The sequence below is a fragment of the Loktanella sp. IMCC34160 genome, from assembly GCF_004145845.1.
In the GTDB taxonomy this organism is placed as follows: Bacteria; Pseudomonadota; Alphaproteobacteria; order Rhodobacterales; family Rhodobacteraceae; genus SELP01.
Genome location: NZ_SELP01000009.1, coordinates 1 through 21,917 on the forward strand (window position 1 = coordinate 1; position 21,917 = coordinate 21,917).

Consider the following 21,917-nt stretch of genomic DNA (forward strand, 5'->3'; position numbering starts at 1 on the left):
GCGGGACAGGCGGCTGGCAAAAACGAAACAAGCCCCAGGGGGCGACCATGACCCGCGAAGAACTTCTCAGGATTCTGAAATTCGTCGATTCCAACCGGGAAATCTCGGAAAAGCGGACGCCGCTGGCCACGGTCGATCCACGCTGGAACATCATCTCTTACGCCGTGCGCCGACATCTTGAAGGCAAGCTGACGCTGGTGTCTTCGGCGGCCCTGGCGGCAGAGGTCCCCTATGGCACCGCCATGCGCCGGATCAGCGAGTTGATCGACGAGGGTTTGTTGCACAAACGGCCACGGTCAGAGACCGGGCGGTCCTTTTCGCTGCATCCCACCGCCAAGCTGATCACCGAGTTCGAAAGCTTTGCGATGCAGCTCAAGTCGGTGGTGGGGACTACATTCGGCTTCAACACCGGCGACAGCGAGATCGGCGATTTCTACTTCGGCGGCTACTACATGGCCTCGCGCATTCTGCCCTATCCCTCGGCCATGCGATCCGGGATCGGCAAGGGCAAGACGTTCCGGATTCTCAGCCCCAAGGACCCGACTTTCAAGACCCTGAGCGAGTTTTCATCCAATTTGGATGAATTCTGCGGCGGGGACATCGAAATCGTCAATCTGCCGCTGGACGAGCTGCATGGCGAGATCATGAAAAACGCCGAACGACCGAATTCGCGTTATGATCTGATCGCCGTGGACTTGCCCTGGATCGGGCAGCTGGCGACCCAGAATATCATCGAACCGATCAACGACGTGATGCAGGAATCGCGCCATAACCCGTCCGATTTTCACAACGCGGCCTTTCGCGGATCGTCTTGGCAGGGCAAGCAATATGGCCTGCCGATCCAGCCCACGGCAGAGCTGTTGTTCTACCGGTCCGACCTGTTTTCCGAAGCCGGTCTGCCGGTGCCTCGCACGACCGATGACATCCTATTCGCCGCCCGAGTTCTGCACCGTTCCTCGCTCAACCTGTCAGGCATCGTCATGAACTACGGCCGCGGGACGCCACTGGCGCATACTTTTATCCAGACCCTCGCGGATTTTGGCCAGCCAATCATCAACCTCAGACGGCTAGGGGATGATTTCGACGTGACCGAGATCGAGGGGGAAAACTACCGGCCCCAACTGGACACTGAAACCGCCAGAGATGCGGCGAAATTCCTGATAGAACTGGCGCAGTTCAGCCACAAGGAAAGCATGGTTTGCGACTGGGATCGGCGCATTAGGATCTTTGCCAAGGGCCATGCGGCCATGACCTATGGCTGGAGCATCCGGGCCGCGGCCTTCGAACTGGACGAAACATCGCCCGCCCACAACAACGTGAAATTCGTGGCGCACCCGCATGGGCCGGGGGCAAGGACCGTGTCGCCCATCGGGGGCTTTTCCCTTGCGATACCGGCCAAGCTGGACACGCAGCGCCGCAAGACATCCTGGAAGGTCATGGAATATCTGACCCGCCCTGAACTGCTGAAATGGTACGTGTTGAACGGCAATCTGACCTCACCCCGATTCTCGACCAGCGCCGACCCCGAGGTGCAGGCAAGCAGCGCCCTGATCGGCGAAGTCGATGCAATGGAACGACGCGGCGAATTGCAGACCTGGCCACGGCCGCCGATCCCGGAATTCAGCAATGTGCTTTCGATCCTCGGCGACGAAATTTTCATGATGCTGCAAGGAGAAGCCACCGTCGACGGCGCCCTGCGCAAGGCGCAGACCCGGATTGACACGCTGATGCGCGAGAACGGGCACTATTGATGGATGCTCGAGAGATTAGATTCATTTTGGATATCTTGGGCGTCGATCTGTCGCATGGGTCAGGTGCACCTTGAACATACGGAAGGTTGGGAACCTCGTCGGACGGGAGATCGGCGCGGATCTGCAACAGAACTCAGGGAGGAGAACCTAATGCTACGCAACACACTGACCAAGCTGACGGCAGTCGCCGCACTCGCCACCGGCGTGGCGACGACCGGCGCCTATGCCCAAGACATCAGCATGGCCTTCATCGTCAAGGACATGAACAACCCGTACTACGCCCGCATGGGCGACGGCGCGCTGCGCGCGGCCGAGGAACTGGGCATTAACCTGTCCTATGTATCCGCCGAATATAACGGTGACATCGAGGGGCAGATCGCCGTCGTTGAATCCGAACTTGTCAAAGGTCATGACGCGATCGTGCTGGTTCCGATGAACGGCACCGCGCTGATCCCCAAGGTGATGGAAGCGAATGCGCTTGGCATTCCGGTCATCACTGCGGACACGAAGGTTGACGATGGTCCGGCCCAGGTCGAAACCTTTGTCGGTCTGGACGAACGCACCTCTTTCGCCGGAATGGCCGAATGGGTTGTCGAACAGCTGGGCGGCGAAGGTCAGGTCGCAATTCTGGAAGGCTTCCGCGGCAGCTCGACCGCTGAATTGCGTCTCAACGGCATGATGGACGTGTTCAATTCCTACGAAGGGATCGAAGTCGTCGCATCCATCTCCGCCGACTGGGATCAGGAAAAAGGGCTGAAGGCCGCAGAGGACATTCTGCAAGCCCACCCTGAAGTGGATGCCATTCTCGGGTCCAACGACCTGATGGCGCTGGGTGCGGTTCAGGCCGTGAAGGGCGCGGGCCTGTCGGATCAGGTCATCGTCGTCGGCGACGACGCGATCCCCTCGGCGCTTGCCTCGCTGCGGGCAGGCGATCTGGACGCCACCATCGACGGTAACACCGACCGCGTCGGCTACGAGGCTGTCATGGCCGCCTATCGCCTCGTCACTGAAGGCGCAGAGCTGGATGACTGGATCGTCGTCGAATCCTCGATCATGACTGCCGAGGACGTCACTGACGAATACCTTGCCAGCCGCGGCATCGAACTCGACTAATCATCGGCTGCGACAACAGGTGGTCGGGTGCGCCCGGCCACCTTTTTTACAAGAGGAGAGCATCGACATGTCTGGTCCGGACCCACTCGTGGAAATGAGACACATCTCGAAGAACTTCGGCGGGCTTCAGGCGCTGACGAATGCCAGTCTCGAACTTTACCCCGGCGAAGTGCTGGGTGTGCTGGGGCACAACGGGGCGGGGAAATCCACCCTGATCAAGATCCTGGCAGGCGCCGAGACCGCGACCGAAGGGGCGATTTTCGTCAATGGGCACGAGGCCCATATCAGCGACCCCAACGACGCACGCGCCTTCGGGATCGAAACGATCTATCAGGAACTCGCGCTGTGCGGAAATCTGAACGCGCCCTCCAACCTCTACATGGGGCGGGAAATCAGCAAATGGGGCTTTCTGGACAAGAAGACCATGAAGGCCGAGACCGAACGCGCGCTCAGCAAGTTGAACATCCGCATCAAGTCGCTTGATACCGAGGTCGAGACCATGTCCGGCGGACAACGGCAGGCCATCTCGATCAGCCGCGCGGTGCATTTCGACACCAAGATCCTGATCATGGACGAACCGACCGCGGCCTTAGGCATGGAAGAAAGCAAGATGGTCATGGATCTGACCGTCGAGCTGAAAAAGCAGGGCATCGGGATCATCTGGATCAGCCACGATATCCACGAAGTCTATAATTTCACGGACCGGATCACGATCCTGCACGGCGGGCAAAATGTGATTACGGCACCGACGCGGAACTTCACCCAGGACGAGATCGTTTCGATGATCATCTCGGGCCGCCCGGTCGAACATGCACAAGACAAGGAAGAGGCATAGGTCATGGGTATTGCCAAACTGAAATCCAACCCTGTCGTCTGGATCCTGTTGGTCGCCGTTCTGATGGCGGTGATCTTGTCCTTCCTGTCGCCCTTCTTCATGACGGTCGGCAATATGACCAACCTGTCAAAACAGGTGTCGATTGTGGCCATCCTCGCGGCGGGACAGGCGGTGGTGATCATCTCGGGCGGGATCGACCTTTCGGTCGGCTCTGTTCTGGCCTTCTCGGCCGTTGTGATCGGCACCTTGATCCAGATGGACGTGAACCCGACCCTTGCGATGTTCGCAGGCCTTTTGGCCGGAACCTTCGCGGGCTGGATCAATGGCATGGTCATCACCCGTGCAAAGATCCCGCCGTTCATCGCCACGCTGGGGATGCTGGGGATCGCCCGTGGCATGGCCCTTGCGATCACCGGCGGGGTATCGCATCCGGTCCTGTCGCCGCTGTTCCTGTACATCGGCAACGCCAAGCTTCTCGGGCTGCCCATCCCGCTGTATTTCGTGATCGTGACCTTCCTTGTCGTCGGGATCATGATGCACAAGACAGTCTTTGGTCGCCACGTCTATGCCATCGGCGGCAATGAACGCGTGGCACGGCTTCAGGGGATCCCTGTGGATCGCCAGAAGGTCAAGATCTATGCCCTCAGCGGGTTTCTGGCCGCACTTGCGGCGGTGGTCATGACCGGCCGACTGGCGGCAACCCCGCCAAGCGTCGCCCAGGCGATCGAGCTTCAGGCCATCGCGGCGGTGATCATCGGCGGCGTCAGCTTTGTCGGTGGGCGGGGTATTGTCCTGACGGCCCTGATCGGGGCGCTGATCATGGCGATGATTACCAATGGTCTGAACATCCTGGGGATCTCGTCCTTCTACCAGCAGGTGTTGATCGGTGTCGTGATCATCGTCGCGGTCTGGCTCGACAACCTGAAATCGTCCGCCCGATAGCAGGATATCTTGGCGGGCCGGTTGAGGAGACACGCTCCCTCAACCGGCCCGTCATCGTTTGCGGGTCCGGTGGGATCGGCGGCCTGCATGCTCGACAAGCTTGATTTTGTTGAGAAGCATCACGACCGAAGCGCCGATACGCTTGCCAAAGTCAGCCGATACCTGATCCCTGGCTGGTGACCGGCCGGGGGCGTGCCTTGCCCGGTGACTGCAAATCGGCTGTGCCCGATACTGAACCGCCAGTGAATCGTCTTCTGCAGGGTTCAGATGAAACGAACGCCCTAGCTTGCCCTGTCGTCTATAAGCGGATCGGGCTTTGCGAACGCCTTCAGGATATTGAGGTCTTCAATCCTGATCCGCCGGCCATCGACGGTGACGCCATAGGGGACAAGGTTCTTGAAGGCCCGGCTGAGGTTTTCCGGCGTCATCCCAAGAAGCGACGACAGGGTTCGCTTTTCGAAGGGAAGATCGAATTCATTGGCCCCGCCTTCGCGCACATGCTGACGGACGATATAGTTGGCCAGACGTTCCAGAGAGGTCCGCAGCTTTATATCCTTCTGCGACTTCACGACCGCGCGGTAGCACTGGGCCAGTTCCGTCACGATGGCCCGGGCGAAATCGCTGTCGTCATCGAATGCGGCGCGGACGTCCTGACTGGGGATCAGGGCGATCCGGCTTTTCTCGACGGTGCGGGCGGACATGAGGTAGGGGGCATTCTTGATCGTCGCGGCAAGAATGAAGGTCGAGATTGGCCGGACAATCGCCATCGTCGTCTCGCGATTGCTCCAGCTTGAATAAAGTTCCACCGCTCCGCTCAGAACCACATGCAGGAAATCGCTGGTCTCGCCTTCGTGGATCATGTCGATCTGCGGCGGGAAGTTCTGCACGTAGGAGCCGCGCATCAGGGTGTCAAAGCTGTCTTGTGACATCTTCGCGAACAAGTGCAGCCGCCGGACGTCGTCAAAGTATGATCTTGGCATATGCACCGCTTCCCCGTGGCGTAAGGCACTAAGTGATCCGCTCACTTGATATTTGTCAAGTATCCAATTGAGAATGGTTTCGGGCCGATTTGACTCGCCCCGCCAAACACTTTGACATTTTTCGCTAAGTCATTTATTTTAAACATTTTTCTTTGGATTCTGATCCAGATCAAACACCCTTTCCCGTTTCCCCCGCATCAGGGTCCCGACCCAAGACAGGCGCATGACTCGCCGGAAATTGGAGGGACAGAAATGGAACTACAGAATAAGGCCACGGCACTGTGGTCGAACTTCCTGAACGTCAGGATGCCGCAGATCAGAACCTTCCACATGACGTGGTTCGCGTTTTTCTCGTGCTTCTTTGCATGGTTCGGGATCGCGCCGCTGATGGCGGTGGTGCGGGACGAATTGCAGCTGACAAAGGATCAGATCGGCTGGGCCATTATCGGGTCGGTGTCGATCACGATCTTTGCGCGGCTGTTCATCGGCTGGCTGTGCGACCGGATCGGGCCGCGGAAGGCCTATACTTGGCTATTGATCCTTGGCGCCTTCCCGGTGATGGGCATCGGCCTGTCGTGGAACTTTGAAAGCTTCCTGTTTTTCAGGGTTCTGATCGGCGGGATCGGGGCGTCCTTCGTCATCACCCAATACCACACCAGCGTGATGTTCGCGCCGAACGTTGTGGGTCAGGCGAACGCGACCTCGGCAGGCTGGGGCAACTTGGGGGGCGGTGTCACGCAGTTTGTCATGCCGCTCTTGTTCTCGGTTTTCGTGATCGGGTTCGGGTTTTCCGAAGCGGTCGGCTGGCGCCTGTCCATGGTCGTCGTCGGCGTCATCATCTTCCTGATCGGGATCGCCTATTACTTCCTCACGCAGGACGCGCCGGACGGCAACTTTGACGACCTGCGCGCCAAGGGCCTGATGGAAGAAAAGAAAAAGGTCACCGGCAACTACATGCATGCCCTGAAGGACCCCCGGGTCTGGGTGCTGTTCGTGATCTACGGGGCCTGTTTCGGGATCGAACTGACGGTCAACAACGTGGCCGCCCTCTACTTCGCCGATTACTTCGACCTGAGCCTGATCGCCGCCGGTTTCGTCGCCGCCTCTTTCGGCCTGATGAACCTTTTCGCCCGGACGCTGGGCGGGATCTTCGGTGACAACTTCGGCGCCCTTTGGGGGCTGCGCGGCCGCAGCTTCTGGCTGTTCATCTGCCTGTTGTTCGAAGGTTGCGCGCTGATGGTGTTCAGCCAGATGCAGGTGTTGTTCCTGGCTCTGCCGGCACTGATCGTCTTCTCACTGTTCACGCAGATGTCCGAAGGCGCGACCTACTCGGTGGTTCCCTTCATCAACAAGAAGGCCCTTGGCGCGGTTGCCGGCGTGGTCGGGGCAGGCGGCAACGCCGGGGCGGTTCTGGCGGGCTTCCTGTTCAAGAACATGATCGACTGGAGCCAGGCCTTCCTGATCCTCGGGATCGTCGTCACCTGCGCCTCTTTCCTTGCCTTCTTCGTCCGCTTCTCGACCCGGCAGGAAGACGAAGAGCGCGCCAATTTCGCCGCCGCGAACATCAACACGCTTCGGGCCAAGGCCGAACGGGCGAACGCCGCCCTTGAAGAAGGGCTTCAGGCCATCGCCCGGACCAAGACCACGCAACATCCGGCCAGCTAGGCCGATACGCGGGGCGGTCGGCGAACCGGCCGCCCCACACAGAAAACGCCAACCCGCGAGGACATAACAATGGCGATCACCGCAACATCCGGCCAGCAGGGGCACACCCTGATCGACTGGCGCCCCGAAGACCCGCAGTTCTGGGCCGACAAGGGCAAATCCATTGCAACCCGCAACCTCTGGATCTCGATCCCGAACCTGCTTCTGGCCTTTTCGGTCTGGATGGTCTGGTCGGTCGTCGTGGCGAAGCTGCCCGCGATCGGGTTCAACTATACCACCGGGCAGCTGTTCTGGCTGGCGGCCCTGCCGGGGCTGTCGGGCGCGACGCTGCGGATCTTCTACAGCTTCATGATCCCGATCTTCGGCGGGCGGAAATGGACGACACTGTCCAGCCTCTCGTTGCTGCTTCCGGCGCTTGGGATCGGGTTCGCGGTTCAGAACCCGGAAACCCCCTATGCGATGTTCCTTGCCCTTGCCCTGATGTGCGGCTTTGGCGGCGGCAACTTTGCGTCCTCCATGGCGAACATCGCCTATTTCTACCCTAAGGCCACGAAGGGCAACGCGCTGGCGCTGAACGCGGGCCTTGGCAACCTTGGCGTGTCGGTCATGCAATTCGTCGTGCCGATGGTCATCACCGCCGGTGTCTTCGGCGCAATCGGTGGCGCCCCCGTCACCCTGTCGGACGGCAGCCAGCTGTGGATTCAGAACGCGGGCTTCATCTGGGTGCCTTTCATCCTTGTCAGCGCCATCGCGGCCTGGTTCGGGATGAATGACATCGCCGATGCCAAGGCATCGCTGGGCGACCAGCTGACCATTCTCAAGCGGTTCCACAACTGGGTGATGTGTATCCTCTACACCGGCACCTTCGGCAGCTTCATCGGCTACTCGGCGGGCTTCCCGCTGCTGATGAAGACGCAGTTCCCGGACGTGAACGTGCTGTCCTATGCCTTCCTCGGGCCGCTTGTCGGCGCGCTCAGCCGGGCCGCGACCGGCTGGGTCTCGGACAAGTTCGGCGGTGGCCGGGTGACCTTCTGGGTCTTCCTGGGCATGATCGTCGCGGTCTGGGGCGTGCTGCAGTTCCTGCCCTCGGGCGACTATGCGGGCAACTTCTGGGGCTTCTTCGCCTGCTTCATGGCGCTATTCTTCCTGACCGGTGTCGGCAACGCCTCGACCTTCCAGATGATCCCCTCGATCATGAAACAGGAAATCCCCCGCCTGATGCCCAATGGTGACCCGGCGGACATCCAGCGCACGACCGAACGGGAAAGCGCCGCGATCATCGCCTTCACCAGCGCCATTGCCGCCTACGGGGCCTTCTTCATCCCCAAGGCCTACGGGACCTCGATCGGCATGACGGGCCAGCCGCACGGCGCGCTTTGGGGCTTCCTGGTCTTCTACATCGTCTGCGTCGTGATCACCTGGATCTTCTACAGCCGCAAGAACGCGCCGGTCTCGTGCTGAGCACCCGCTGAACGCCATGTGCCCTGCGCGGGCAACCGCGCGGGGCCGCCGACACCCCAAGGAGAGTTGAGATGAGCCACCTGCTCGACAGATTGAACTTCCTCTCGTCCAAGGAACTGGACCGTTTTTCCGACGGCCACGGCCAGACGACCCGCGAAAACCGCGACTGGGAGGACACCTATAGAAACCGCTGGCGGCACGACAAGATCGTCCGCTCGACCCACGGGGTGAACTGCACCGGATCCTGTTCGTGGAAGATCTACGTCAAATCCGGGATCGTGACCTGGGAAACCCAGCAGACGGATTATCCCCGGACCCGGCCCGACCTGCCCAACCATGAACCGCGCGGCTGCGCCCGCGGCGCGTCCTACAGCTGGTATCTCTATTCCGCGAACCGGGTGAAAAACCCGCTGATCCGGGGCCGCCTGCTGAAGGTCTGGCGGCGGATGCGCGAAACCATGTCCCCGATCGCCGCCTGGACCGCGATCCAGAACGACCCGGTCCTGCGCAATGGCTATGTCGAAACGCGCGGAAAGGGCGGGTTCGTCCGGGCCAGCTGGGACGAAGCGACCGAGATCACGGCCGCCGCAAACGCCTATACCGCCAAGACCTATGGCCCGGACCGGGTGTTCGGCTTCTCGCCGATCCCGGCCATGTCGATGATTTCATATGCTGCCGGGTCGCGCTACCTGTCGCTGCTGGGTGGCGTCTGCATGTCCTTCTATGATTGGTATTGCGATCTTCCCCCCGCCAGCCCGATGACATGGGGCGAACAGACCGACGTGCCGGAAAGCGCCGATTGGTACAACGCGGGCTACCTGCTCCTCTGGGGGTCGAACGTGCCCCAGACCCGGACCCCGGACGCCCATTTCTATACCGAGGCGCGCTATCGCGGCACCAAGTCCGCCGTGATCTGCCCCGACTATTCCGAAGCCGCCAAGTTCGGCGATGTCTGGCTGAACGCCAAGCAGGGCACGGATGCCGCGTTGGCGATGGCCTTTGGCCATGTGATCCTGCGGGAATTCCACCTTGACCGGCAGTCCGAATATTTCACCGATTACTGCCGCAAATACAGCGACTTCCCCATGCTGGTCCGGATCGAGGAAAAGGACGGCCAACTGGTGCCGGGCCGGTTCCTGCGGGCCGATGACCTGACCGGAAAGCTGGGCGAAAAGAACAACCCCGAATGGAAGACGGTCGCCTGGGATCGCACATCCGGCGGGCTGGTCAGCCCGAACGGCGCCATCGGATATCGCTGGGGCGAGGCGGGCAAGTGGAACCTTGAAACCCGCGCCGCCGAGGCGGACACCGACCTGTCGATGTCCTTCGTCCTTGAAGAGGACCACGACGATGTGGTCGGGATCGACTTTCCCTATTTCGGCGCCGACGCGACCGAGACCTTCTCGACCGGGGACAAACGCCCGAACATCCTGACCAAGAACGTGCCGGTCAAGAAGATCAAGATCGGCCGCAAGACGGAAATGGTCGCCACCGTGTTCGACCTGTTCTGCGCCAACTACGGGCTGGACCGGGGTCTGGGCGGCGATTGGGTCGCGACGAAATATTCCGATGACGTGCCGGGCACCCCGACCTGGGCGGAAAAGATCACCGGCGTCTCCGCCGACAAGATCGCCCATGTCGCCCGTGACTTCGCGCTGAACGCCGAAAAGACCAACGGCAAGTCGATGATCATCATCGGCGCGGCGATGAACCACTGGTACCACATGGACATGAACTATCGCGGCGTCATCAACATGCTGGTGATGTGCGGTTGCGTGGGTCAGTCCGGCGGCGGCTGGGCGCACTATGTGGGACAGGAAAAGCTGCGGCCGCAGACCGGCTGGCTGCCCTTGGCCTTTGCACTGGATTGGGGCCGCCCGCCGCGCCACATGAACTCGACCAGCGCCTGGTATGCGCACACCGACCAGTGGCGCTACGAGACGCTGACGGCTGGTGAAATCCTGTCGCCCACCGCTCCCGAGGGCGATTGGGACGTGTCGATGATCGACTACAACATCCGGGCCGAACGGATGGGTTGGCTGCCCTCCGCCCCGCAGTTGAAGACCAACCCGCTGGAGGTCGCAAAGGCCGCCAAGGCGGCGGGCAAGGAGATCCCCGCCTACGTCGCCGAACAGCTGAAGTCCGGCGAGTTGGAGATGTCCTGCGAAGACCCCGACGCACCGGAAAACTGGCCGCGCAACCTGTTTGTCTGGCGGTCGAACCTTCTGGGATCGTCCGGCAAAGGGCACGAATACTTCCTCAAGCACCTGCTGGGCACCGATCACGGGGTCATGGGCAAGGATCTGGGCGAGGAAGGCGGGCAACTGCCGAAGGAAGCCAAGTGGCACAGCGACGCCCCGCGCGGCAAGCTGGACCTGCTGGTGACCATCGACTTCCGGATGAGCACCACTGCGGTCTATTCCGACATCGTGCTGCCAACGGCCAGCTGGTATGAAAAGAACGACCTGAACACCAGCGACATGCACCCGTTCATCCACCCGCTTCAGGCGGCTGTTGACCCGGCGTATGAGAGCAAATCCGACTGGGAAATCTTCAAGGCCATCGCCAGGAAGTTCCAAGAAGTCGCGCCGGAGATCCTTGGCAAGGAGACCGACATCGTCGCCCTGCCGATCCTGCACGACACGCCGGGCGAACTGGCGCAGGATCAGGTCAAGGACTGGAAGAAGGGCGAATGCGACCTGATCCCGGGCAAGACCGCACCGAACTACATCCCGGTCGAACGGGACTACCCCGCGCTTTACGACCGCTTTGTCGCGCTTGGGCCGCTGATGGACAAGCTGGGCAATGGCGGCAAGGGCATTTCGTGGAAGACCGACCACGAGGTGCAGCACCTGCGCGATCTGAACGGCGTCTGGGAAGACGGCCCGGCCAAGGGTTGCGCCAAGATCGTCACCGACATCGACGCGACTGAGGTCGTGCTGATGCTGGCCCCGGAAACCAACGGCGAGGTCGCGGTGAAGGCATGGGAGGCCCTGTCGGCCATCACAGGCCGCGAACATGCCCACCTTGCCCTGCCCAAGGAAGACGAGAAGATCCGGTTCCGCGATATCGCCGCGCAGCCGCGCAAGATCATCTCGTCGCCGACATGGTCGGGGCTAGAAAGCGAGAAGGTCTGCTATAACGCGGGCTATACCAACGTCCACGAGCTGATCCCATGGCGGACACTGACCGGACGCCAGCAGCTGTATCAGGATCACCTGTGGATGCGGGCGTTTGGCGAAGGCTTCATGTCTTACCGGCCGCCGGTGGACCTCAAGACCATCACCAAGGACGTGCAGGATGCGGGCGACAGCCTCGTGCTGAACTTCATCACCCCCCACCAGAAATGGGGCATCCACAGCACCTATTCCGACAACCTGTTGATGCTGACGCTGAACAGGGGCGGACCGGTGGTCTGGCTGTCCGAGGTGGACGCGAAGTCGGTCGGGATCGTCGATAACGACTGGATCGAACTGTACAACGTGAACGGCGCGCTGACGGCGCGGGCCGTCGTGTCGCAGCGGATCAAGGAAGGCACGACCTTCATGTATCACGCGCAGGAAAAGATCGTGAATACGCCGGGGTCCGAGAAGACCGGGAACCGGGGCGGTATCCACAATTCCGTGACCCGCGCGGTGCTCAAGCCCACGCATATGATCGGCGGCTACGCCCAGCAGTCCTATGGCTTTAACTACTACGGAACCGTCGGATCGAACCGGGATGAATTCGTTGTCGTCCGAAAGATGAAGAACGTCGACTGGCTTGATGAAGAAGCCACCGGAAAGGAGGCATAATCATGAAGGTACGTGCACAAATTGGCATGGTGCTGAACCTCGACAAATGCATCGGCTGCCACACCTGTTCAGTCACCTGCAAGAACGTCTGGACCAGCCGCGACGGCGTCGAATACGCATGGTTCAACAACGTCGAGACCAAGCCGGGGACCGGCTATCCGACCGACTGGGAAAATCAGGACCGCTGGAACGGCGGCTGGGTGCGGACGAAGTCGGGCAAGTTGCAGCCCAAGCAGGGTGCCAAATGGCGCATCCTTGCGAATATCTTCGCCAACCCGGACCTGCCGGAAATCGACGACTACTATGAACCCTTCGATTTCGACTACGACCACCTGAAATCGGCCCCCGAGATGAAGGCCTTCCCCACCGCCCGGCCCCGGTCGAAGATCACCGGGGAACGGATGCAGAAGATCGAAAAGGGCCCCAACTGGGAGGAAATCCTGGGCGGCGAATTCGCCAAACGGTCCGAGGATTACAATTTCGAAGGCATCCAGAAACAGATCTACGGGGAATACGAGAACACCTTCATGATGTATCTCCCCCGACTGTGCGAACACTGCCTGAACCCGGCCTGTGCCGCATCCTGCCCCTCGGGCGCGATCTACAAGCGCGAAGAGGACGGGATCGTCCTGATCGATCAGGAAAAATGCCGGGGCTGGCGGATGTGCGTGTCCGGCTGCCCCTACAAGAAGGTCTATTACAACTGGTCGACCGGAAAATCCGAGAAATGCACGCTCTGCTATCCGCGCATTGAATCGGGTAACCCGACGGTCTGTTCGGAAACCTGCGTCGGCCGCATCCGCTATCTTGGCGTGATGCTCTATGACGCCGACAAGATCGCCGAGGCGGCCTCGGTCGAGGACAAGACCGACCTTTACGATGCGCAGCTTGGCGTCTTCCTTGATCCAAACGACCCCGAGGTGATCGCCGCGGCCCGGTCCGAAGGCGTGCCGGAGGATTGGATCAAGGCGGCCAAGGAAAGCCCGATCTGGAAAATGGCGATGGAATGGAAGGTCGCCTTCCCGCTGCATCCTGAATACCGGACCCTGCCGATGGTTTGGTATATCCCACCGCTGTCGCCTATTCAGAACGCGGCAGAGGCGGGCGCGATCGGCAGCGACGGCGCCATGCCGGACGTGCGGTCCCTGCGTATCCCGCTGCGCTATCTGGCTAATATGCTGACCGCCGGGGACGAGGCGCCCGTCGCTGCCGCCCTTGAACGGATGCTGGCGATGCGTGCCTACATGCGGGCAAAAACCGTGGACGGAGTAACCGACGAAGCCGTTGCCGCAAGCGTCGGCCTGAGTGGTCGGGTGATCGAAGACATGTACAAGATCATGGCGCTTGCGGATTACGAGGACCGCTTCGTGATCCCGACCACTCACCGTGAACAGGTCGAGGATGCCTACGACCTGCGTGGCGGATGCGGGTTTACCGACAGCAACGGCTGTTCGACCGGCCTTTCCAAGGGATCGCTGTTCGGCGGTTCCAAGAAACCCCTTAAGATGCCGACGGAGGTGATGTGATGGACCGGACCCTGAAAGCTCTTTCGCTGATCCTGAGTTACCCGACGCGCGAATTGCAGCAGGCCATGCCGGAAATCGGGGGCGTCCTTGCCGCCGACACCCGGCTGACCGCCGCCGCGCGCCGGGCGTTGCGCCCGCTGGTGGAGGAGCTGAGCGGGCGGGACATCTATGACCTCGAAGAGCAATTCGTGATGCTGTTCGACCGGTCGCGCACCCTCTCGCTCAACCTGTTCGAACATGTCCACGGCGAAAGCCGGGACCGGGGCGGGGCGATGGTGTCGCTTCTGGAAACCTATCGGGACGGCGGGTTCGAACCCGTTACCTCGGAACTGCCGGATCATCTTCCGGTCCTTCTCGAATTCCTGGCCACGCGTTCCCACAGTGAAGCTCAGGAAACCTTGGCGGACGCGGCGCATATTTTCGAGGCCCTCAGCGCCCGGCTTGCCCGGCGTGAAAGCCCCTATGCTGCCGTGTTCGCCGCCCTTTTGCAGCTGTCGGGCGCGAAAGCGGACAAGGAGGCGGTCGCGGAACTTCTCGACCAGCCCGAGGTGGACCCGAACGATCTGGAGGCGCTCGACGCGGTCTGGGAGGAAAGCGAGGTGCGCTTTGGTCCCGATCCGAACGCAGGCTGCCCGCAGGTCCGCGACATGCTGACCCGCATGGATCAGCCCATCAACCCCGACCCCCGCGTTGCCGCGGAATAACGGAGGCCGAGATGCATAATTTCCTTTTTGGTATCTACCCCTACATCGCCCTGTCCGTCCTGATCATCGGGTCGATCGCGCGATACGACCGTGACCCGTTCACATGGAAAACCTCGTCCAGCCAGATGCTGCGCCGCAAGCAGTTGATCTGGGGGTCGATCCTGTTTCACGTCGGCGTTCTGGTCATCTTTTTCGGGCATCTGGTCGGGCTTCTGACCCCGATCTGGGTGTTCGACGCCATCGGCGTCAGCCACGGGGCCAAACAGCTTCTGGCGGTTGTCGCGGGCGGGATCGCCGGTGCGATGGCCCTGATCGGCGGGCTGATGCTGTTTCACCGTCGCTGGACCGATCCGCGCATCCGCGTCACTTCCAGCTTTGCCGACACGGCGATCCTGTTGCTGCTACTGGCACAACTCGTGCTGGGGCTGGGCACGATCTATGTCTCGCTTCAGCACCTCGACGGTCACGAAATGACTCTGTTCATGTCCTGGGCGCAGGGGATCTTTACCTTCGACGGGCAGGCGGCCAGTTACATCGAACACGCCGCGCTGATCTTCAAACTGCACCTGTTCCTCGGGCTGACGATCTTCCTTGTGTTCCCCTTCACCCGCTTGGTGCATATCCTGTCCGGCTTTGGCGCGCCGATCCGATATCTGTTCAACCGGCCCGGCTATCAGATCGTGCGGTCGCGCAAGCGTCGCCATCCGGCGGAGTGACCGGATGACCGCCCCGCTATTCCCCGATCTGGTGATCAACGGCGAAACCGTCCCGCAGGCCGTCATCGCGCAGGAAGCGCAGAACCACGACGCGCCCAAGGACAAACCCGGTCTGGCGTGGCGCAAGGCGGCTAATGCCATTGCCACCCGCACCCTGCTGCTGCAAGAGGCGCGGCGGCGCGGGATTACCTCCGACCCGGCCGAGGTTGGGCCGGGCCGCTTTGAAACCGAGGAGGAGGCCCTGATCCGGGGCCTTCTCGATCAGGCGATCGACATTTCCGAACCAGACGAGGAGACACTCCACTGGGAATGGGCCAGAAACCCGGAGCGGTTCCGCTCGGCCCCGTTGTGGGAGGTGTCACATATCCTGATTGCCTGCGACCCACGCCAGCCCGAGGCAACCGAGGCCGCCCGCAAGCGGGCCGAGACCCTGACCACCGAGGCGCTGGGCAACCCGCGCGGCTTTGGCCGGCTTGCCAAGGACTACAGCGACTGCGGATCGAAATCGGCAGGTGGGACACTTGGCCAGTTGGGTCCGGGCGACACCGTGCCTGAATTCGAAGCCGCGCTTCGAACCCTGTCCGAGGGCGAGATCACGGCCGCGCCGGTCCTGTCTCGGCATGGCTGGCACATCATCCGGATGGACGCCGCCGCGCCCACCCATGTGCTGCCCTACGAGACCGTCCGCCCGAAGATTGCCGAAGCCTGGGAAAAGGCCGCGTGGTCCCGCGCCGCCAAGGCTTTTCTTGATCAGCTTGTGGATAAGGCCGAGATCGTTGGCGCAACCCTCAAATCAGATACCAAAGACGCACGCGCCTGACGGCGCAGGCACCAAAGGCCCAAAGGCCGATGTAAGAAAGAACCGGAGACCCAAATGAAAATCGGATACTCAATGGCGCCCGGACGTGGCGACACCGACCTCATGCTGCACCGGCTTGCCAGCGCCCTGCTGAACCGGGGGCTGCGGGTTGCGGGAACCGTTCAGGTCAACTCTGACCGACCGGACGATGGACCTTGTGACATGGACGTAAAGGTCTTGCCGGACGGGCCGGTGATCCGCATCTCGCAATCCCTTGGCGACCATTCCAAGGGCTGTCGCCTTGATCCGTCCGCGCTGGAACAAGCCGTCGGGCATGTCGAGGCGAGCCTTGGCGCCGACACCGACCTTCTGATCATCAACAAGTTTGGCAAGCACGAAGCCGAGGGCCGGGGATTCCGCGCGGCAATCGCGAATGCCCTTGCCTTGGACGTGCCGGTGATTGTTGGCACCAACGGGTTGAACAAGGATGCCTTCGTTGAATTCACAGGCGAGCTCGCCGAGGAGATCGCACCCAGTTTCGACGCGTTGCAGGATTGGTGCCTTGAACAAGTGGGGGTCTTGGCCGAACCTGCTTGACCGCGCGACCGGCGCACGCCGCGTCTGTCAGATGCCGAGCCCGCGTGACCGGCGGGGCATGGCGGCGACATCCGCCGCCGCCATGCGCGCTGCTGCAAGCCGGTCGAGATGAGCGCGCGGCATGGCAACGCCATGGGGCTGAGGGCTCTGCTGCACATGCATTTCGACCATTTCTGAGATGGCGACCAGTTCCCCCGCCTCCTTCATGGCCGACCAGAGGTGAAACCGCTTTTCGTTGAAATCCAAGAGCACAGTCTCAACCTCGACCAAGGCACCTTCCCGCACCTCGCGCAGAAAGAACTTGTGGTCCTCCAGCAAGTAGATCGTGCAGCCGGTCCGATCCCGGTAGGCGCCGTCGAACCCGACGGCATCCTGAAACGCATCGACCGCATAGCTGAATATCAGCCCGTAGAACGCATCCTGCATATGCCCGTTGTAGTCGATCCATTCCGGGCGGACGGTTGTCTGATATCGAAAGGTCGTGGTCATGGCAGGGCATAGAATCTGGCGGCGGTGTCGTGGAAGACCGAAGCGTGCATCGACGACGGGACGATGTCTTCGATCGCCCGCACGATGGTGCCGTAGTCGCTGTAGAGAGAGTCGACCGGGAAATTCGACCCAAACATGCATCGGTCCGGCCCGAACTGGTCCAGACAGGTTTCGACGATGGGGCGGATGCTGTCCGTGGTCCAGCCATGGTCGAACATGCCCAGCCCGGACAATTTACAGGTGATCTGCGGGCGGTCCGAGAGGGTTCTGAGGCGCATGGCCCAGTCCTTTAGCCCCTGCGCGCTGCGGTCGTGCGGCGACCCCGCGTGACACAGCGCGACGGTCGTGTCGGGTGCACGGTCAAGAACGCGGGCCATGTGGGTGTAAAGTTCCGGGATCAATTGCAGATCAAACGACAAGCCCCGCGCGCCAACCTGCCGCAGCCCATCCGCAAACCGCGGATCTGCCAACAGGGCGTTGGTCCCGGTTTGGGCATCTTCGTCCGGTGCCCGGCCGACGATCTGGCGGACCCCGCGCAGTGTCGGCAAGGTCTGAAACCGGTCGAGCGTGGCGGCAAGGTCTTGCGCGGTCAGGTCGCAAAAGGCGACCTGCGCCAAGGGCCAGTCCGGCGTCGCGTCGGCGACGGATTGCACCCATCGCGCCTCGGCCCAGCCATCTGCCGCGCCGACTTGGATATGGACGGAGGCGGCAAACCCCGCAGCGTCGCGGCGGAATTCGTCGATCAGGTAGTCGCGTTGGATCGGCCCCGGATCGCCAAAGAACCGCACGACGCCGCGCGCCATCAGCCACGGGTAATCGACGGCCCCAAGGTCCCAAAGGTGATGATGGGCGTCAATTCTCATGGCTGTAGCCGGTCGTGTCCTTCAGGAAATCGCGCCCCTGCATCTTCCAGAAATGCAGCAGGTCGATAAAGACCCAGTTTTCGGCAAGCTTGTCGCCGGCCCGGCGGTAGATGTCGATGACCCGGAATTCGCTGGGGATATCGCTGCCGGGCAGGCCCATGAAGCCGCCGGTCGGCACCGCGGTAAAGTTGGGCCAGCCGAAGAACCCGCCGAAATGACCTTCGGCCAGACGGGCGATGTGTTTTGTCTTCGACCGTTGCCCAAACCCGGCGCGGAACGGACCGGAATGCTGTTTGGCATAGCGTTCAATCGTATAGGTCGCGCCGATCCCTTCGGGCCCCCACCAGATCATGTCGTCCTGCCACGTCCGAGCCAGTTCTTCCTCGAGCGGCAGTCCCAGCTTCCATTGGCCAAGGTCCGAGATCATCGCGTTGATTGCGGCCAGCGTCGCCTTGCCCTCGGCCTCTGGCTGGGCCGCATACAGCAGGCCGCTGTGCGTGATCGGACCGGGCTGCACCAGATGCGCGGCGGTCTGACTGGGGAAGGGGCATTGACCAGCCTGAGTCATCAGGTGCGGAATATCGAAATACATCGCGGTTTCGGTGATCTTGCCGCCCTCGACCCGGTAGAAGGCGCAGTAGCGCAGAAAGGCCATCTTGGCCGTGGGCCGGATCCCCAGCCACGGTTGGTCTAACAGCCCCATCAGGTGCCCCATCGACACGACCCATGTGCTGTCATATCCGTCCAATTCGTTGCGCCCGGCAAAGAAGATATCCTCGCGCCGCTGAAGCCGGGTGAGGGCAGTCTTCAGCGGATCCCAGAACACCCTCCCAAGGGCATCCACCCCGTGAAGTTCACCGAAAGGATGGTAGCCGCGCCAAAGGTGATCGGGGGCAAGGACCGCCGAAAGGGATTCGGCTGTTTCGCCCGCGGGGGCCGCATCGGCCACGGCGTGCATGTGACGAACGAGGTCTTTGGCGCCTTGAAGATCTGTCATGTATTCAGTCCTGTTGAGACGAAAATAATTTCGTATGCAAAAGTGCTTGCCAGACTCGCGCGAAGAAGTCTACCGAAACTGCAAGCGTATGCAATACGGCGGCGTCAGGAGGCGACATTGGCGATATCAAGCCATTCGGCGCGTCGAGGCAGTGGGGAAATGTCGTAGGGGTCAGCACGTCTGATCCGACCGTCCTCGATCATGAAGTCCTTGTCCTGTTAGGGCCTTCGGACTGCGGCAGGACCACGACGATGCGCATGATCGCCGGTCGGCTGTTCGATCATGCGGGACGAGATGAAGCCCAATTACCTTGCCCGCTGTCCCGACATGAGCTGATGCACGGCCTTTTGCCCTGCCTTGCAAACCCCGTCGAGACGACGCGCGCACTGCGCGACGGCTTTCCGGTGATCGCCGGGCCCGTCGGCCCCTCGCATGGCTTCGTCCATTTGCAGCGCGTTACTGGCCGGTCTGGGACAGGGTCAACCCAGCCATGATTTGTAGTCGCTGACCAGCAGATGGGTTGGCGCCTCATCTTCTTCGACGGTGGCAAAGCGGCCAATCGGCTCGCGGAAGATGTTGTCGGTCTCGTCGTCGTTGACGGTCGAAACTTCGCCGATCAGCACGTCGCCGCCTTCGCCCCAGAAGGCATGCCAGTCGCCGGGGCGCAGGGTCACGCTTTCGCCCGGCGCAAGTTTCAGCTTCTGGCCCGGGGCATAGTCCAGACGGATTCCGTCACACCAGATCGTGCCGCCGCGGTCTTCGGCGAAGTTGCCCTTGTCGTCGGACCCGAAAAGTTCGACCACAAGCGTCGCCCCACCACGATTGATGATGTCTTCGGCCTTGATGACATGGGTGTGCATCGGGCTAAGCTGGTCCTGACGCGAAATCAGCAGCTTTTCTGCATAGCACATGCCGCCGCCGCGTTGCAGGTCGCCAAGCAGGCCATTGCGAAGCGTGAACAGGAACAGCCCCATGTCATCGAACCGGCCCGCACCATAATCGGTGATGTCCCAGCCGCAACGGGCGTCGATCACATGACGCACATCGGGCGCGCGGGCCTTGAACTCTTCAGGGCTCCAATAGGCGAAGGGCGGCAAGGTAAAGCCGAATTCATGAATCATCTCGGCGGCAGAGGCCATGATTTCGTTGATGCGCGACCGTTTCATGCGGCAATCCTATAAGGGCTGTTGATTTCGATCATCATGGCAGCCGTCGGTCGGAATGGCGACCCTGCGAATGCTTTGATGTGACCGGATCGTGTTTCGTTCGAGTGGTTTGTCATGGTTGGCGTGGCGGCGAATTCTATCTCGGGCAATAGCTATCCGGGTCAGGCGGATCGCCCGCGCGGCATCAAAGCATGAACTGCGTGCCAACTGGCTGCGATGCGGCCCCGACCGACCGGGCCTTGGCGCCAATGCTGCCCGCCTCGATCCGGGGGGGGATCAATCCACGTGTATCCTGTGTCGCCATATAGCGGCGTACCCTGCCGACCAGTTCCTCGCGGATTGCAGGGGGAAAGGCACCGTCGATCAGGATCGCCTCGAAGTCGATGACGGAACAGGTGGACAGGGCTGCCTTGGCCAGTTCCTGCGCGGTTTGGCCCAGCCATGGATCGACGTAGCGCGACAGGCTGGTCCAGCTGTCCGGGTCGGTCCAAAGCTGGCGGGGGTCAAGGTCGACCTCGCGCAGCCGCAGCTCTAGCTGGTGGATCGATGCCATATCGACCAGTTGCATGCTTTCCCCGTTCGGGCCGACCGTGCGCAAGGACCCCAGCGCACCGGCATTGCCCTGCGGGCCTTCGAAGACCGAGTTGTTCAGCACAACCCCGCCGCCGATGAAGGCCCCGATAAAGAAATAGGCATAGTCGCGGAATTCCTTGCCCCGGCCAAACATGTGCTCTGCCTGGCAGGCGGCGGTCGCGTCGTTCATCAAGGTGACGGGCAACCCGCTGATGTCCGCGGTGCGAACCCGCAGGTCCACATCCTTCCAGGATTGGAATGCCGCGTCCGACTCGTCCGAGGTGTTGGGCCAGTTCCACAGGCCAAATGGCGCGGCGACGCCAAAGCCGCAGATCCGCGCCACTGCCTCTGGTGACAGAGCGCCTGAGATTTCGGACACGGCCGCGCCGACAAAATCGAAGATCGTGTCGGGCAGGGGGATGTCGTAGTTCAGTTGTCGCTGATGCCGGGTGTCACCGCAGAAATCGATCAGCACCAATTCGGCCGATCTGCGGCCGATCTTCAGCCCGTAGGAATAGACGCCATCCGGGGCCAGACGCATGGGGATCGACGGCTTGCCGACCTTGCCCCGCACCGGGTCGCCCCGTTCAAGAAGCCCGTCAGATTCGAGCCGCCGCAAGATGGCCGACACGGTCGGCGGTGACAGGTTTGCGATGCGTGCAAGGTCGCTTCCCGGAAGGGCTCCGTGGCGCTGAATCAACGAAAGGAGGAGGCGCTCGTTATGGTCGCGCACCCCTTTTTGGCTCAGCCCCGAGCTGATCGATCTTACCAGTCCGTCCTCCATGCCGCGCAACTCTATCGGCCTCCTCACCCTTATTCTATAGGGGAAATCCATTAATAAAGAAAGTTAATTAATTAATTGACACAGGCCGTCGAATCGCGTTGTCTTAGGGGCAAGCGGTCGAAACATCGGGCCGTGATTTGCCGGGGTGGAGGCCCCGACTTT

At 61.4% G+C, this 21,917-nt stretch carries 19 protein-coding genes; 13 read left to right on the top strand and 6 right to left on the bottom strand.

Annotated elements, in window-relative coordinates; translation table 11 throughout:
- Nucleotides 1–47: 47 nt before the first annotated feature.
- From EU803_RS17575 to EU803_RS17590, 4 genes are all read left to right on the top strand, one after another.
- Nucleotides 48–1,751, top strand: coding sequence for an extracellular solute-binding protein (locus EU803_RS17575; RefSeq protein ID WP_129685305.1), 1,704 nt, complete (start codon nucleotides 48–50; stop codon nucleotides 1,749–1,751).
- A 150-nt stretch (nucleotides 1,752–1,901) separates the two neighbouring features.
- Nucleotides 1,902–2,864, top strand: coding sequence for a sugar ABC transporter substrate-binding protein (locus tag EU803_RS17580; protein ID WP_165352896.1), 963 nt, complete (start codon nucleotides 1,902–1,904; stop codon nucleotides 2,862–2,864).
- Between the two features lie 67 nt (nucleotides 2,865–2,931).
- Nucleotides 2,932–3,699, top strand: coding sequence for an ATP-binding cassette domain-containing protein (locus EU803_RS17585; RefSeq protein WP_129685309.1), 768 nt, complete (start codon nucleotides 2,932–2,934; stop codon nucleotides 3,697–3,699).
- A gap of 3 nt (nucleotides 3,700–3,702) precedes the next feature.
- A complete protein-coding gene (locus EU803_RS17590; protein ID WP_129685311.1) occupies nucleotides 3,703–4,641 on the top strand; it encodes an ABC transporter permease in 939 nt (312 codons plus the stop codon).
- Nucleotides 4,642–4,922: 281 nt separating this feature from the next.
- Here the strand turns inward: EU803_RS17590 and EU803_RS17595 are convergent, their stop codons facing one another.
- Nucleotides 4,923–5,621, bottom strand: a complete 699-nt coding sequence (locus EU803_RS17595; RefSeq protein WP_129685313.1) for a helix-turn-helix domain-containing protein — start codon at nucleotides 5,619–5,621, stop codon at nucleotides 4,923–4,925.
- 252 nt (nucleotides 5,622–5,873) lie between these two features.
- Here EU803_RS17595 and EU803_RS17600 point away from each other — a divergent pair, with 252 nt between their 5' ends.
- The 8 genes from EU803_RS17600 (at nucleotide 5,874) to EU803_RS17635 (ending at nucleotide 16,883) form a co-directional block, all read left to right on the top strand.
- Entirely contained in the window at nucleotides 5,874–7,286 is a 1,413-nt protein-coding gene (locus EU803_RS17600; protein ID WP_129685315.1) for an MFS transporter, read from the top strand.
- 69 nt (nucleotides 7,287–7,355) lie between these two features.
- Nucleotides 7,356–8,747 (top strand): NarK family nitrate/nitrite MFS transporter, encoded by a 1,392-nt coding sequence (locus EU803_RS17605; protein ID WP_129685317.1) that lies wholly within the window; start codon nucleotides 7,356–7,358, stop codon nucleotides 8,745–8,747.
- A 71-nt stretch (nucleotides 8,748–8,818) separates the two neighbouring features.
- Nucleotides 8,819–12,541, top strand: coding sequence for a nitrate reductase subunit alpha (locus EU803_RS17610; RefSeq protein ID WP_129685319.1), 3,723 nt, complete (start codon nucleotides 8,819–8,821; stop codon nucleotides 12,539–12,541).
- A 2-nt stretch (nucleotides 12,542–12,543) separates the two neighbouring features.
- Nucleotides 12,544–14,067, top strand: coding sequence for a nitrate reductase subunit beta (gene narH, locus EU803_RS17615; RefSeq protein WP_129685321.1), 1,524 nt, complete (start codon nucleotides 12,544–12,546; stop codon nucleotides 14,065–14,067).
- Nucleotides 14,067–14,771 carry a nitrate reductase molybdenum cofactor assembly chaperone gene (narJ, locus tag EU803_RS17620; protein ID WP_129685323.1) on the top strand — a complete coding sequence of 235 codons (705 nt, stop codon included), beginning with the start codon at nucleotides 14,067–14,069 and terminating at the stop codon, nucleotides 14,769–14,771. The genes narH and narJ overlap by 1 nt, the downstream gene beginning before the upstream one ends.
- Before the next feature lie 11 nt (nucleotides 14,772–14,782).
- A complete protein-coding gene (gene narI, locus EU803_RS17625; protein ID WP_129685325.1) occupies nucleotides 14,783–15,487 on the top strand; it encodes a respiratory nitrate reductase subunit gamma in 705 nt (234 codons plus the stop codon).
- Between the two features lie 4 nt (nucleotides 15,488–15,491).
- The gene (locus EU803_RS17630; protein ID WP_129685327.1) at nucleotides 15,492–16,307 is read left to right on the top strand and encodes a peptidylprolyl isomerase; all 816 of its coding nucleotides are present in this window, start codon (nucleotides 15,492–15,494) and stop codon (nucleotides 16,305–16,307) included.
- A gap of 54 nt (nucleotides 16,308–16,361) precedes the next feature.
- The gene (locus EU803_RS17635) at nucleotides 16,362–16,883 is read left to right on the top strand and encodes a DUF2478 domain-containing protein (protein ID WP_129685329.1); all 522 of its coding nucleotides are present in this window, start codon (nucleotides 16,362–16,364) and stop codon (nucleotides 16,881–16,883) included.
- Nucleotides 16,884–16,910: 27 nt separating this feature from the next.
- Here EU803_RS17635 and EU803_RS17640 read toward each other — a convergent pair whose 3' ends face one another.
- Genes EU803_RS17640 through EU803_RS17650 form a run of 3 tightly spaced genes read right to left on the bottom strand, consistent with a single transcriptional unit; the run spans nucleotide 16,911 to nucleotide 19,232 of the window.
- Complete coding sequence (locus EU803_RS17640) at nucleotides 16,911–17,372, bottom strand: thioesterase family protein (protein ID WP_129685331.1); 462 nt, start codon at nucleotides 17,370–17,372, stop codon at nucleotides 16,911–16,913.
- A complete protein-coding gene (locus EU803_RS17645) occupies nucleotides 17,369–18,235 on the bottom strand; it encodes an amidohydrolase family protein (RefSeq protein ID WP_129685333.1) in 867 nt (288 codons plus the stop codon). The genes EU803_RS17640 and EU803_RS17645 overlap by 4 nt, the downstream gene beginning before the upstream one ends.
- Nucleotides 18,225–19,232, bottom strand: coding sequence for a nuclear transport factor 2 family protein (locus EU803_RS17650; protein ID WP_129685335.1), 1,008 nt, complete (start codon nucleotides 19,230–19,232; stop codon nucleotides 18,225–18,227). Before EU803_RS17650 ends, EU803_RS17645 begins: the two co-directional genes overlap by 11 nt.
- Nucleotides 19,233–19,483: 251 nt before the next feature.
- On the opposite strand from EU803_RS17650, the gene EU803_RS17655 reads away from it, so the two are divergent.
- On the top strand, nucleotides 19,484–19,726 hold the full coding sequence (locus EU803_RS17655) for a hypothetical protein (RefSeq protein ID WP_129685337.1): 243 nt from the start codon (nucleotides 19,484–19,486) through the stop codon (nucleotides 19,724–19,726).
- Here EU803_RS17655 and EU803_RS17660 read toward each other — a convergent pair.
- Nucleotides 19,712–20,398: a D-lyxose/D-mannose family sugar isomerase gene (locus EU803_RS17660; protein ID WP_129685339.1), complete on the bottom strand. Its 687-nt coding sequence runs from the start codon at nucleotides 20,396–20,398 to the stop codon at nucleotides 19,712–19,714. The genes EU803_RS17655 and EU803_RS17660 overlap by 15 nt on opposite strands.
- A 184-nt stretch (nucleotides 20,399–20,582) precedes the next feature.
- Nucleotides 20,583–21,755, bottom strand: a complete 1,173-nt coding sequence (locus tag EU803_RS17665; RefSeq protein WP_129685341.1) for an ROK family transcriptional regulator — start codon at nucleotides 21,753–21,755, stop codon at nucleotides 20,583–20,585.
- Between the last annotated feature and the right edge of the window lie 162 nt (nucleotides 21,756–21,917).